Genomic DNA, 13,547 nt, shown 5'->3' on the forward strand with positions numbered 1-13,547 from the left:
CTTGTGGGGTGAACTTCAATAATTTCGACAATACATAAGCTTTCAATCTACGGCCTATGTTCCCTGGAAAGTCGCTCAACTATTTACTCTTCCCACTACTAACGCATTTTTTATTCGTATGATTTATTAATACTTCATCATTTTAATAGATAACGGGAAACGTTTCAAGTATTGCTAACAAGAAGAAATAGCTCTTTCCGCAAATTTCATTATAGTCAAATAAAATTAACTTTAAACTTTCCAATATGTACGATGTGGACCAGTGCTTATTCAGAAGATCCAGGACTGCCAACTTTCTCGCGTTGTTCCTGTGCTTCTTTCGGGATTCCTACGTTCTCTGTATCGACTCCACCATTCGATCTTCCATATTTGTTGGGATCGTATGCATTGTAAAATGCCAAAATGGCAATCACCACTGCTAAAGCAGCTGCACAGAGACCTATTCCCATAAAAATAGCGAATTTTTTGCCGTTCTTTTCTTTAGCCATCGTAAACCTCCGAATATTATTTTGAACTTTCCATCAATGGGAGGATGATTTCAACTATTTTCAAAGCATGCATATGTATGGATTTTATCATGAATTGAGATTTCTTTCCATTGCCTTTCATTAAAAAAACGGTTCACGAGAAATGAACCGTTTCAGCATACTTACTTTACAAATTGGTATAGGAGTATTCCTGTTGCAACCGCTACATTCAATGACTCTGCTTGTCCGAAGATAGGAATGATAACATTCTGATCAGTTTTGCCAAGCAGTTGCGGGTGAATGCCGCTTCCTTCATTGCCAACAATCAAGGCAAAGCTGTTGCCGGTCTCAACGGCTGTATATTCGACAGCTTCCTGCAATGCCGTACCATATACCTTCACACCATTTTCCTTTAAATCCTCTATCCATTCAGCCAATTCCCCGCGAACCACGGGAATATGGAAATGAGATCCTTGTGCTGAGCGCAGCGTTTTCGGATTATAAGCATCCGCGCATCCTTTTCCCAAGACAACTGCATCCAAGCCTGCCGCATCTGCAGTACGAATCATGGTTCCAATATTTCCTGGGTCTTGTACAGCATCCACCAATAAAAATTTCTTCCACTTTAGCTTGTCTGCATCTTCCACTTGGTATTGCTTGCAATGCGCGAAAATCCCCTGCGAGGTTTCCGTTTCCGCAAGTTCCTTCGCAATGGGTTGTGTCACTTCTACCAGCGTCACTTCATCAATATCCCAAAGCAGCGGCAGATCAACACCTTCACGAACGATTATTTGAACAATTTGCTCTTTATTTTTCAGCGCCTCTTCCACCAAATGGAAGCCCTCTATAATATATTCGCCTGATTTATCGCGTTCTTTTCTATTCGTCACAAGTTTTTTCCAATGCTTCACCAGTGCATTTTGTGGAGATTCTATCCTTTTCATAATTGTACAGTTACCGCCTTTTCCTTCAATTCTATTTCCTTATCTTACATGAAAAGTCGGGCAGTGTAAAAAAAGTTCTATTTTCGATGAAAAAATTTAATCTCCAGCCTCTTTGGAGATTTTTTTTAGCCGATTCCCTAGCTTCTCAATCTCTTCTTGCGTGATATCCATTCCAAAAGATACACGGAAAAATTGGAAATTATTTATATACATGCAAATAATGGTGAGAAACTGTGGACCAATACGAATTTTGAGCCGATTTATACATAGACAAAAAGTATCTAATAAAATATTTACCTGACTCCAAGTACTTAATCGCTACCGAACAAAAGGAATAAAAAAGTTTCTCAACTAGTGTAGACCGAATCATAGGAATTACTTTATTTTCTATGTATAGTTTTCATGTGCCGATGCAGACTAGTCATAGAGGAGGCGATTGTAATGAATTTTCAAATTAGACAAGCCATTACATCCAATGTGCAAGGTGATAGTGCAGCCGAATTTCGTGATACGGTTGAAGATGCGATTGCACGTGGCGATGAACATTTGCTGCCTGGTCTAGGTGTGTTTTTAGAAAAATGGTGGAACACATCTTCACCGGAAGAACAAGAAGAATTTACGGAAAAACTTTCAAAAGCTTTTCAACATTAATGCAAGTCAAGGCTGATTGGCGCTTTCAATCCTTTCAGCCTTTTATTTTTTATAATCCCCAGTCACTTTTTAAAAGGTTCTTTAATTGAGTTAATTGTTCCTTTCCAACCCTTTCAGAAATTCCTTCCTCTACTTCCTTTTTTAAAAGTAAGTATTTATTCACACACATTTCTCCGAGCTCCGTTAATTGAATAAATTTATCCCGATTATTATGTTTATAAAACATTTCGACAATCCCTTTTGTTTCCAGCTTTTTAATAAACTTATGGGTTGCCTGGCGGGAGATTTGGACTTCTTTTGCTAACGAGGCTATTGTTGGATGGGTGCCGCCGCTTATTTTCGCCAATATAAACCATTCGGAGTTTGAAATTGTGATATCACTCGATTCGTTCCATTTCTCTTCAAGCAACCTTCGTACTTTATTATGTCTTTCGCTTATTAAATCAAATAAGTCTAACTGTTCCACTTTTATCATCCTTTTTCCCTATTTCGTCAAATACTATACTGAATCCTGCACTCTGTGTCAACTAAGTTGACAATTTCCACTATTTCACTTATAATAAAATTAATAAGTCAACCGAGTTGACAATAGGGTATAGGGGGCAAAAAGCATGTTTAATATTGGAGATACTATTATCTATTCGGCTCATGGTTTATGCCAAATTGATGGAATTAGTGAAAAAACGATATCTGGTGTGACGAAAACTTATTATGTCTTGCATCCATTAAACAATGAAAAACTGGAGATTAGCACACCTGTTGATCATCAATCAATCTCATCCCTAATGGATAAGGCGGAGGCGGAAGAGATTCTTAATCTATTTACTCAACCAGGAATCGAATGGATTGAAAAAGGAAATCAGCGTGTACAATTTTATTCCCAAATCACAAAAAAAGGAAATCGTAAAGAGATTGCCAAAATTATAAATACATTGCTCGTTAAACAACATGAATTTGAATTGAACGAAAAGAAATTCCCACAACAAGACCGTAAACTGCTGTCCTCGATACAGAGTATTTTATTTGCAGAGCTTGCTCTAACGTTAAATACAACGTCCGAAAAAATTTCCGAAAAAGTCGCTCAATTATTGGGGATTAATCAAGAAGCAATCGCTGTAAATGGATGATCTCCCATTATAAATATATATCTCAAAAATAAAAAGCAACCCAGCGTCTCCTGAGGTTGCTTTTCCTATGGTTTGATGCGTCTTTCCACCTTGAAATCGACATCACTCGAAATCTCTACAGCGAGTCCCCCATAGAAAGATTTCTTTTATAATGAAGTAAAAATATACCACCTGTATGATTTTTACTTGTTCACTTTGTTAAACTAAAAGGGATACCAATACTGCCTTTTGCGCATGCAGTCTATTTTCTGCCTGCTCAAAGATATATGAATTTGGTCCGTCGATTACGGAAGTGGCTACTTCTTCTTCACGGTGTGCAGGCAAACAGTGCAAGAACATGTAATCCGGCTTTGCATGTGCCACTAATTTATCATTAACTTGGTACTCTTTAAAATCCAGTAATCGTTGTGAAGACTCCTCCTCTTGCCCCATACTAGTCCAGACGTCCGCATAAACCGCATCCGCATTCTTCACTGCTGCAACAGGATCATTTGTAACCGTTACAATACTTCCATTGGCTTTGGCAATTTCCTGCGCTTTTGCAATGATTTCAGCATTTGGTTCATAGCCTTTAGGAGTTGCCACGACAATATCCATTCCTACGTGGGCTGAAGCAACGACCAAAGAATGCGCTACATTATTGCCATCGCTCACATAAGCAATTTTAAGACCTTTCAAGCTGCCTTTATTTTCTGCGATTGTCTCAAGGTCCGCCAACGCTTGGCATGGGTGGTATAAATCTGTTAAACCATTGATTACCGGTATTGTTGCATGTTCTGCCAGTTCTTTTACCATCTCGTGCGAATTTGCGCGAATCATAATTGCATCCAGGTAACCAGATAAAACATGGCCAGTATCAGAAATCGGTTCACCACGTCCGATCTGCAGATCACGTGAGTGCATATACATCGCCTTACCGCCAAGTTGGTTCATTCCCACCTCGAAGGAAATACGCGTACGTGTTGAATGTTTCTCAAAAATCATACCCAAAGTTTTGCCTTCGAGTAATTTTGGACATTTTCCGTCCTTCGTAATTTTTTTAAGCTGTGTAGCTAATGTGATTAAATCCTGTACTTCTTCACTTGTATAATCCAACAGCGTTAATAGGTCTTTCCCTTTTAAGCTCGACACTAATTTAAGCTGCAACTCTTCCAACAATTTCATAATACTTCGCCCCTAACTTCCGATTGATGTTGAATTTATTATACATATGCATAATTATAAAATCAAGTGTATTTTTATAATTATACATATTTTTCTTCTTAATATTTTATACATTGTTATAGAATAAAAAAACATATTACATAAGCAAAACGGCTGTTTAATTAATAATTATTCATAACTCCTTATATCCCCTCTTTACCCTTTATATGTATATTCACAAACCTTGAATTTAGACACATAAAAAAAGAGCTGTTTCTTAAATAGAAACAACCCTCAAAAATAGGAGCTGGGGAACTTTAATCAAAAATAATTTTATTCACTGTCTCGCGATCTAACTTCTTAACAAGTTCCACAATCAGTTTTACCGTGTTTTCATAGTCGTCACGGTGTAAAATTGCTGCATGGGAATGGATATAGCGTGTTGCGATGCCAATTGCCATAGCAGGAACGCCATTCGCCGTAATATGGATGGAACCAGCGTCTGTTCCTCCGCCAGGTGTTGAATCAAATTGATATGGAATATTGTTTTCTTCCGCCACATCGACAACAAAATCACGAAGCCCTTTATGGCCAACCATGGATGCATCGAAAATTATAATTTGAGGACCGTCCCCTAATTTCGACGTTGACTCTTTCGGTGAAATGCCTGGTGTATCTCCTGCAACTCCAACGTCCACCGCAAAACCGATATCCGGCTTAATCTTGAATGTAGAAGTTTTTGCGCCGCGAAGACCTACTTCCTCTTGCACGTTTCCTACACCATATACAATATTCGGATGATTGATGTCTTTCAATGCTTTTAAAACATCAATGGCAATCGCACAGCCAATTCGGTTATCCCATGCCTTGGCTAGCAGCATTTTTTCATTTTTCATTACATTAAACTCAAAATATGGTGTAATCATGTCGCCGGGACGGATTCCCCACTCTTGCACTTCTTCCCTTGAAGACGCACCAATATCAATAAATAACTCTTTGAGTTCCACTACTTTTTTACGTTGATCAACAGGGAGAATATGAGGAGGCTTCGACCCAATCACCCCGATGATTTCTTCACCTTTGCGGGTAGTAATGGTTACTCGCTGGGAAAGCATAACATGGCTCCACCAGCCACCCACTGTCTGGAATTTAACAAAGCCTTTGTCGTCAATTTGGGAAACCATAAAACCGACTTCATCCAGATGTCCGGCTACCATAATTTTCGGGCCGTTTTCGTCCCCCACTTTTTTGGCAATCAAGCTCCCCAAATTGTCTTGTTCCATTTCATCAGCATACGGCGCAATATACTTTCGCATTACTTCACGGGGTGCCCTTTCATTACCGGCAATCCCATTTGCATCCGTTAATTCTTTCAGCATCTTCAATGTATTGTCTAATTCAGCCATTTTTTGCCCTCCTTGGTCAATTCACCTTTATTATACTTTTAATATTTCGGTTATAGAAATATTCAACCTGAAAATAGCAAAATTTAATATCCATTTCTTTGGCGTTCATAGTTTTTTTCATTTTTCGCTAAATAAGCTTCCATAATATCCTCAAGAGTAAAGTCCAGATTGAAAGCTAACATACCATAATATTGCCATACAGTTCGATATGTATTCTCGTCAGGCTGTTGAATAAACGTTAAAATCGCTTCCTGCGTACTCAAAAAACAATGCGTCAAATCTTCTTTCCTTTTTACCTCCGGCCATGCATCAAGCGATAATTCCCTTACATTGCCCAAGGATAAAAGAAAGTGTATGGAATCAACGAATTCTTCCAAAATGACTTTACGCTCGGAAGGTCCTTTTGTACTCCAGAATTTAAAACATCTTGTTTCATTCGCCAATTCCGCCAACTCTACCATTAAGGCAAGCCCTTTTTCCTTAAATACATCACGCTCGATATTCTGCGTTTCTTCGATAAAAGCATCCAATTCACGCTGCATTTCAAATAATTCTTTAAATTCCATCATTCAATCCCTCAATTTCTAAATAAAATGAAACCTATTCCTTACTTAATCGTAAATGAAACGACTAAGTGTTTACAAGGGGGAACTTAATTTGGCTCTTCTTCTTTTCCGATTATTTATTATTGCCACGATTATTTATATCATTTATAAAGGTGTACAATATTTTACAAATCCAAAGCGCAAGTTCGATGTGGCTTTTGAAAATGAAGAATATTATTTTTATGATGATGTAAAAAATGTTCGAAAAAACTTTTTTATTTCTTATAAAGGTGCTCTTTTTGAAGGAGAGAAATATTTGGGGACAACCGAAAATGCATTCGAGGTAGTATCGATTTTCGTTTGGGTACACGATCCGATGAAGCTTCAAGGACTGACAAAGGAAGATTTTCGCTATTTGGAAAATGAAATTCTTATGAACTATCCCAATGCCGAAATTAATTGGAAAAATCCGATTGAGCGGTTAATGAAAGAACAGTAAGATAATGAAGCAATGATAATCTCCCTTTAAGAGGAGGAGGGGAAATGGAATACCTCGCCATATTTTTTTGTATAGCGATTACGCTGCATAATATTGAGGAAGCGATTCTGTTGCCGAAGTGGTCCCAGCATTCTTCAAAATTTCAAAAGCCCGTGACTTCCAGGGAGTTTCTTTTTGCAGTTGTAATTATCACCGCTCTAGCTTATGTATCTGCATTCAGCTATTTATTTAAACCTGAATCCCATCTTGCAAAATGGGTATTCCTTGGCTTTTTAGGTTCAATGATCGTGAATGCTATTGTTCCCCACCTTCTGGCAACCGTCTTGATGAAAAAGTATGCCCCTGGACTTCTGACAGGCTTATTGCTTAACATTCCAATCAATTCATTGATACTTTATCAAATGTTTGAAGGAAAATTGATTGTTTGGAACGAGTTGCTATTCCCAACATTAATCGTTGGGATATTGCTGCTGACACTTATACCGCTGTTATTCAAAATTGGCCGCGCACTTTTCCATAAATAATAAAAGGATTGTCTGGCATGGTTATAGACAATCCTCTGTTATTTTAAAAAATAGTAAAAAACCTTACAACGATAAAAATCTGGATTGCTGCGATGATGGGAAATCCAAAAGCAAAAGAGTTATGTTTTGTTTTGTGGCGGAATAAATACATCCCCAATACCCCCCCGCAAGCTCCTCCAAGAATGGCTAATGTAAAAAGTGATTTTTCCGATATACGCCATTCGTGTTTTTTTGCCCGTGACTTATCAATGTACATGAAAGCACAAAGAACAATCGACATAACTGCGATATAGGCCAGAAATGCTAATGCCATAGAATCCCTTCTTTCTATATACATATAGAAAAAGGCTGATAGGATGTCCTACCAGCCTTTCGTTATAGCAAAATTATTTCGCGACTGCTTTTTTAGCCTCTTCAGCTAATTGTGCGAATGCAGCGCTGTCTGTTACAGCTAAGTCAGCTAACATTTTACGGTTAACTTCGATACCAGCTACTTTTAATCCGTGCATTAAACGGCTGTAAGAAAGACCGTTGATGCGAGCAGCTGCGTTGATGCGCGTGATCCATAATTTACGGAAATCACGTTTCTTTTGACGACGGTCACGATATGCATATTGACCTGATTTCATTACTGCTTGGTTAGCAACTTTGTATAATGTATGTTTTGAACCATAATAACCTTTTGCTAATTTTAAAACTTTTTTACGACGCTTGCGCGTTACTGTTCCGCCTTTTACGCGTGGCATACTAATTACCTCCTGCTAATTCTTCCGAATGTTTAATATTATTTACGTTCAATTATTTCATGTAAGTCAATAAAGATCTGATACGTTTGAAATCACCAGATGACGCAACTTTTGCTTTACGCAGGTGACGTTTTTGTTTTGTTGATTTGTTAGCGAACAAGTGGCTTCCGTAAGCGCGGTCAAATTTTAATTTTCCTTTGCCCGTTTTCTTGAAACGCTTAGCAGCGCCACGGTGAGTTTTCATTTTTGGCATTTCGAATTTCCTCCTAAACTATTCGTCAATATACTATTTCTCGTTCTTTGGTTGAAGAACTAAGAACATGCTTCTGCCTTCCATCTTCGGTCTTTGTTCAACCGTTGCAACTTCGGCGCAAGCTTCAGCAAAGCGATCTAATACACGTTGACCAATTTCCTTATGCGTAATCGCACGACCTTTAAAACGTATAGAACATTTCACTTTGTCGCCTTTTTCAAGGAATTTGATCGCATTACGTAATTTCGTTTGGAAATCATGTTCATCAATAGTTGGACTTAAACGAACTTCCTTGATATTGATGATTTTTTGATTTTTCCGAACTTCACGATCTTTCTTTTGCTGTTCAAACTTAAACTTACCATAGTCCATAATACGAGCGACTGGTGGCTTAGCTTGAGGGGCCACAAGGACAAGATCCAAGTTTACACGAGCGGCGATTTCTAGCGCTTCGTTACGAGATTTCACTCCAAGCTGATCACCATTATGATCGATTAGACGAAGTTCACGTGCGCGGATGCCTTCGTTTACATACATGTCTTTGCTAATACGAATCCACCTCCAAGATTGTGTCGGGAATACATGAGTTAAGAGCAAATATGCCCGGTTGAACGGTACACTTCCTAAGTATGTCCATAAAAAAAAGGCGGACATTTCAGAAGATGTCCGCCCGCTATATATTACATACGCTCATAGTCAGCGCAATAAATTCAACGTGTCTATACCTGTCAACTGCAAAAGCGTCATTCAGGTGAGAAGCGGGCAGCCTCTACTTCAACCACAAACTGTATTCATAACCTTACTCATAATATCATCCAATGTTTGTTATGTCAACTTTTTTATTTTAAATAAGAAAAGCGCAAGCGCCCTGGTTAGCCATCGACATGTGTTTTATGTATCGAAAGCGCAGCGACAGAACCTACATATTCTCTCATAAAAAACACCATTCATCAACAGACCAACCAGTTTAGGGTTAAACAACAAAGTTTCTTCACTAACTTTGTCTAAAAATGTTTCAACAAAAATTTAGAAGGGTAGAAAATCTATACCACACCTATTTTAAACAGGTGCCGTCAGGAAATCGAGATCTTAGAAAAACAAAATATCGCCTAATAATTTTCTATTAAAAGATTTTATTTGTTAGGGAGATTTAAAAAACTAAGATCCAAAAACAAGCCAGAAAACAAAATGGAGGTATAAGTATGATTCAAAGAAAAGTACTATTTATCTCGGATCACGGAGATCCCCTAGCACCACTTGGAAGTAAACAAGCAGGCGGACAAAATAATTACGTACATCATCTCGCTCTATCTTTGGAAGAAGAAGGCTATTCAGTGGATGTCGTAACGCATTGGTGTTTAGATGAGGCTCCACAAATCGAAAGCTTCGGAAAATCCAGCCGCGTCATCCGCATAGCGGCAGGTAAAAAAGGTTTTGTCGACAAAAACGAATTATTCACATTGCTTCCGCGCTTTTATATAGAAATGAAAAATACAATCGATTTATCGGAATACGAGCTGCTCCATACCCACTACTGGTTATCAGGTGTACTCGGGCTGCAAATTAAAAAAGAATTCGGTTTGCCTTGGTTCCATACAAATCACTCGTTAGGAATTGCAAAGCAACTAGGAACCGGCATGAAAGATAAACGCCGCCTTTATTATGAAGAAAGAATTTTGACTGAAGTTGACCAAATTATTGCTACAACACCAAATGAAAAGAAATTAATCCTGGACACTGTTGCATCACCTGCGCCAGTTCACATTGTACCAATTGGCGTTGCAGATACTTACCACCGTCTTTATAAGAAACCATATGAATTCGGCAACTACTTCTTATTTGTTGGCCGACTGGAAGAATCAAAAGGGATTTATGTTTTACTCAACTCCTTCCGAGAACTTGTTGAGCAAAAGAAGATTCCTAAGCAGATCAAGCTGCTTATTGCCGGTGGTAGCGAAACAGATGTCAATGTTAAAAAGTTCTATCCAAATAACCCCAAATTACAACAAGCAATTGTCGGCTTAGAAGATCGCATTAAATTCTTGGGACCTAAAAATGAAAACGAGCTGGCAGAATTATTTAAAAATGCGGTAGCTACAGTTGTTCCTTCATACTACGAATCATTCGGCATGGTGGCAGCGGAAGCGCAGGCTTGCGGTTGTCCGGTTATTGCATCAAAAGTAGGCGGATTGCAAGACATTGTAATCCCTTATAAAACAGGGTTGCATGTAGCAAAAGGAAACATTTCCAAGCTCGCGGAATCTATGTATGACTTGTTGCGCAAACCTCAATTATTGAAAGAATTAAAAACTAATGCCCGCAAATTCGCCGGTCGCGAGTTTAAATGGCAAAATATCGCAAAAAAAATTGATAATCTTTACGAGGAGTCGCTGTATGAAACTATTAGGTAACGAAATACTTGCCACTGATTTAGATAATACTTTAGTGGGCCATAATGAAAAATTGGAACAGCTATGGACTTACTTCCAAAGTCAGAATATAGATATTTCTTTGATTTATATAACAGGAAGACATTTTTCTTCCGCCATGGACCTGATTGAACAGCAGAATTTGCCTAAGCCTAATATTCTAGTATGCGATGTCGGAGCAACTATTTATATTGGACCAGATTTGAAGGAAGATGATCAGTGGCGAATTATCACCTCGGCAGATTGGAATCCGGATCTTATTTTGCGGGTTACCAATCAATATGAAGCATTTGAGCGTCAGCCATTGCCGAATGATTATCGTCTATCATTCACGGTTTTAAATAATCCCGGCTGCGTAAAAGAAGTAGAAGAAACGCTTAACCTATATTCTTTAGCTTTCCATCTTATTTATAGTTCCAACAAAGATGTTGATATTCTGCCTTCCCATACGAATAAAGGCGCTGCACTGAAATATGTGCTTGAAAAATATGCACCGGAGAACCCCAACATCTTGATTGCTGGGGATTCCGGCAATGATGTCGACATGATGAAATTAGGGTTGCCATCCGTAATCGTCGGCAACAGCCAAAATGAATTAAGGCGCTATAGTTATTTGCCCAATGTCTATTTGGCCAACGAATCATTCGCGTCAGGCATTCAAGAAGGATGGAGTTATTTCTACCAATCCACTTACTGATCAGAAAAGTTGCAACGGCTCTCCCAGTTCCAAAAGCAACTGGAGAAACCCCAATGAGGATGCTCTTGTCCTTATTGGGGTTTTGAAGTTTTCAAGGAGCTAGCCGCAAGAAAAGCTCTTGCGCCAAACGCCAAAAAAGCTTGGATGAAAAATACATCCAAGCTTTTTTGATTATTTATGTGCTTCAGCAGAAATTGATTGTACAAAGCTTTCAAGAGAAACCGTTTCGGAATCTTTTGAGCCATAGCGGCGAATATTAACATCGCCAGCTTCCATTTCTTTGTCTCCCAATACAAGCATATAAGGAATTTTCTTCATTTGTGCTTCGCGGATTTTATAGCCAAGTTTTTCTTCACGATAATCCACTTCCACCCGGATGCCGGCACTTACAAGCTTTTCTTCCACTTGTTTTGCATAATCAACGTGAACTTCGTTCGATACAGGGATAATTTCCACTTGAACAGGCGCCAGCCATGTCGGGAATGCCCCTTTGTATTCTTCAATCAAGAACGCAACAAAGCGTTCCATTGTTGAAACAACACCACGGTGGATAACAACAGGTCGGTGATGTTTGCCGTCTTCTCCGATATACGTTAAATCAAAGCGTTCCGGCAATAGGAAATCAAGTTGAACAGTCGATAGCGTTTCTTCTTTACCAATGGCTGTTTTGACTTGAACGTCCAATTTCGGACCATAGAATGCAGCTTCACCTTCAGCTTCGAAGTATTCCAGACCAAGATCATCCATTGCTTCTTTCAACATGCTTTGCGCTTTTTCCCACATTGCATCGTCATCGAAGTATTTTTCAGTATCTTGGGGATCGCGGTATGAAAGACGGAATTTATAATCTGTTAAATCGAAATCTTTATAAACATCCAGGATTAATTGAACAGTTCGCTTGAATTCGTCTTTGATTTGATCTGGACGGACAAATACGTGTGCATCATTTAAAGTCATCCCGCGAACACGCTGCAACCCTGATAAACCGCCTGAAGATTCGTAGCGATGCATTGTACCAAGTTCCGCAATGCGAATTGGCAGTTCACGATAGGAGTGCATGCTGCTTGCATAAACCATCATATGGTGCGGGCAGTTCATTGGACGAAGCACCAATGTTTCGTTATCCATTTCCATCGGCGGGAACATATCTTCTTGATAATGCTCCCAGTGACCTGATGTTTCGTATAAACGTTTTGAACCCAGAACCGGTGTATAAACGTGTTGGTAGCCTAATCGCAACTCCTTATCAACGATGTATCGCTCAATAGTACGGCGAATTGTTGCACCATTTGGCAACCAAAGCGGCAACCCTTGACCAACCGTTTGGGATAAAGTAAACAATTCCAATTCTTTTCCGATTTTGCGGTGATCACGCTCTTTTGCTTCTTCCAGCATTTGAAGATGATGTTTTAAATCTTCTTTGTTAAAGAAAGCTGTACCGTAAATGCGTTGAAGCATTTTGTTATCGGAATTCCCTCTCCAATAAGCACCGGCCAATGACAATAATTTGAACTCTTTCAACTTTCCTGTTGATGGAACATGGATTCCACGGCAAAGGTCAAAAAATTCGCCTTGATAGTAAATCGAAACTTGTTCATCCGTAGGGATTGCTTCAAGGAGCTCCAATTTATATTCGTCTCCAACTTCCTCGTAAATCTTTTGCGCTTCATCTCGTGAAACATTTTTGCGTTCGATTTCAAGGTTTTCAGAAATGATTTTTTTCATTTCTTTTTCGATTTTCGGGAAATCTTCTGTAGAGATTGGTTCCGGCGAATCAACGTCATAATAATATCCACCTTCGATTACTGGTCCAATCCCTAATTTGATTCCCGGGTATAGACGTTTTAACGCTTGGGCAGTTAAATGGGCAGTCGAGTGGCGTAAAATTTCCAGTGCTTCTTCCGATTTTGGCGTAATAATTTCAATCGCACCATCTTCTTCAATCGGCGTTTTCAAGTCGATCAATTCCCCATTTAATTTGCCTGCCAATGCTTGTTTTTTTAGCCCAGGACTAATTGAACCTGCAACATCGGCTGTTGTTGTTCCGCGCTCAAATTCCTTTACGGCGCCATCTGGGAAAGTTAATTTGATTACTTCTGACATGTTGATTCTCCTT

The 13,547-nt window shown here is 38.9% G+C and carries 17 protein-coding genes and 1 other annotated feature; of the genes, 6 read left to right on the top strand and 11 right to left on the bottom strand.

Annotation, left to right across the window (positions count from 1 at the left end; genetic code table 11):
* Positions 1–266: 266 nt before the first annotated feature.
* Complete coding sequence (locus tag D1B33_RS15475) at positions 267–488, bottom strand: hypothetical protein (RefSeq protein WP_118877306.1); 222 nt, start codon at positions 486–488, stop codon at positions 267–269.
* Between the two features lie 161 nt (positions 489–649).
* Complete coding sequence (locus D1B33_RS15480; protein WP_118877307.1) at positions 650–1,411, bottom strand: TrmH family RNA methyltransferase; 762 nt, start codon at positions 1,409–1,411, stop codon at positions 650–652.
* Positions 1,412–1,852: 441 nt separating this feature from the next.
* Between D1B33_RS15480 and sspI the strand changes: the two genes are divergently transcribed.
* Positions 1,853–2,062 (top strand): small acid-soluble spore protein SspI, encoded by a 210-nt coding sequence (gene sspI / locus D1B33_RS15485; protein ID WP_118877308.1) that lies wholly within the window; start codon positions 1,853–1,855, stop codon positions 2,060–2,062.
* Between the two features lie 49 nt (positions 2,063–2,111).
* Here sspI and D1B33_RS15490 read toward each other — a convergent pair whose 3' ends face one another.
* Positions 2,112–2,537, bottom strand: a complete 426-nt coding sequence (locus D1B33_RS15490) for a MarR family winged helix-turn-helix transcriptional regulator (RefSeq protein WP_118877309.1) — start codon at positions 2,535–2,537, stop codon at positions 2,112–2,114.
* A 136-nt stretch (positions 2,538–2,673) separates the two neighbouring features.
* Here D1B33_RS15490 and D1B33_RS15495 point away from each other — a divergent pair, with 136 nt between their 5' ends.
* Positions 2,674–3,189, top strand: coding sequence for a CarD family transcriptional regulator (locus D1B33_RS15495; protein WP_118877310.1), 516 nt, complete (start codon positions 2,674–2,676; stop codon positions 3,187–3,189).
* Positions 3,190–3,387: 198 nt separating this feature from the next.
* Here the strand turns inward: D1B33_RS15495 and argF are convergent, their stop codons facing one another.
* From argF to D1B33_RS15510, 3 genes are all read right to left on the bottom strand, one after another.
* Positions 3,388–4,353 carry an ornithine carbamoyltransferase gene (gene argF / locus D1B33_RS15500; RefSeq protein WP_118877311.1) on the bottom strand — a complete coding sequence of 322 codons (966 nt, stop codon included), beginning with the start codon at positions 4,351–4,353 and terminating at the stop codon, positions 3,388–3,390.
* A gap of 296 nt (positions 4,354–4,649) precedes the next feature.
* On the bottom strand, positions 4,650–5,738 hold the full coding sequence (locus D1B33_RS15505) for a M42 family metallopeptidase (RefSeq protein WP_118877312.1): 1,089 nt from the start codon (positions 5,736–5,738) through the stop codon (positions 4,650–4,652).
* 83 nt (positions 5,739–5,821) lie between these two features.
* Positions 5,822–6,304 (bottom strand): dUTP diphosphatase, encoded by a 483-nt coding sequence (locus D1B33_RS15510; protein WP_118877364.1) that lies wholly within the window; start codon positions 6,302–6,304, stop codon positions 5,822–5,824.
* Between the two features lie 91 nt (positions 6,305–6,395).
* Here D1B33_RS15510 and D1B33_RS15515 point away from each other — a divergent pair, with 91 nt between their 5' ends.
* Both D1B33_RS15515 and D1B33_RS15520 read left to right on the top strand, forming a co-directional pair.
* A complete protein-coding gene (locus D1B33_RS15515) occupies positions 6,396–6,782 on the top strand; it encodes a sigma-w pathway protein ysdB (RefSeq protein WP_118877313.1) in 387 nt (128 codons plus the stop codon).
* A 44-nt stretch (positions 6,783–6,826) separates the two neighbouring features.
* Entirely contained in the window at positions 6,827–7,306 is a 480-nt protein-coding gene (locus tag D1B33_RS15520; protein ID WP_118877314.1) for an HXXEE domain-containing protein, read from the top strand.
* A gap of 43 nt (positions 7,307–7,349) precedes the next feature.
* On the opposite strand, the gene D1B33_RS15525 is transcribed toward D1B33_RS15520, so the two are convergent.
* From D1B33_RS15525 to infC, 4 genes are all read right to left on the bottom strand, one after another.
* Positions 7,350–7,619 (bottom strand): DUF1294 domain-containing protein, encoded by a 270-nt coding sequence (locus D1B33_RS15525; RefSeq protein ID WP_118877315.1) that lies wholly within the window; start codon positions 7,617–7,619, stop codon positions 7,350–7,352.
* 73 nt (positions 7,620–7,692) lie between these two features.
* A complete protein-coding gene (rplT, locus tag D1B33_RS15530; RefSeq protein ID WP_118877316.1) occupies positions 7,693–8,052 on the bottom strand; it encodes a 50S ribosomal protein L20 in 360 nt (119 codons plus the stop codon).
* A 52-nt stretch (positions 8,053–8,104) separates the two neighbouring features.
* Positions 8,105–8,305 carry a 50S ribosomal protein L35 gene (gene rpmI / locus D1B33_RS15535; protein ID WP_118877317.1) on the bottom strand — a complete coding sequence of 67 codons (201 nt, stop codon included), beginning with the start codon at positions 8,303–8,305 and terminating at the stop codon, positions 8,105–8,107.
* A 33-nt stretch (positions 8,306–8,338) separates the two neighbouring features.
* Complete coding sequence (gene infC / locus D1B33_RS15540; RefSeq protein ID WP_118877318.1) at positions 8,339–8,842, bottom strand: translation initiation factor IF-3; 504 nt, start codon at positions 8,840–8,842, stop codon at positions 8,339–8,341.
* 95 nt (positions 8,843–8,937) lie between these two features.
* Positions 8,938–9,086, bottom strand: a sequence feature (ribosomal protein L20 leader region).
* A gap of 421 nt (positions 9,087–9,507) precedes the next feature.
* Between infC and D1B33_RS15545 the strand changes: the two genes are divergently transcribed.
* Positions 9,508–10,716, top strand: coding sequence for a glycosyltransferase (locus tag D1B33_RS15545; RefSeq protein WP_118877319.1), 1,209 nt, complete (start codon positions 9,508–9,510; stop codon positions 10,714–10,716).
* A complete protein-coding gene (locus tag D1B33_RS15550) occupies positions 10,700–11,431 on the top strand; it encodes an HAD-IIB family hydrolase (protein WP_158583004.1) in 732 nt (243 codons plus the stop codon). Before D1B33_RS15545 ends, D1B33_RS15550 begins: the two co-directional genes overlap by 17 nt.
* Positions 11,432–11,602: 171 nt before the next feature.
* On the opposite strand, the gene thrS is transcribed toward D1B33_RS15550, so the two are convergent.
* A complete protein-coding gene (thrS, locus tag D1B33_RS15555) occupies positions 11,603–13,534 on the bottom strand; it encodes a threonine--tRNA ligase (protein ID WP_118877321.1) in 1,932 nt (643 codons plus the stop codon).
* Positions 13,535–13,547: the final 13 nt, after the last annotated feature.

The organism is Ureibacillus yapensis, assembly GCF_003515775.1.
Taxonomy (GTDB): domain Bacteria; phylum Bacillota; class Bacilli; order Bacillales_A; family Planococcaceae; genus Ureibacillus; species Ureibacillus yapensis.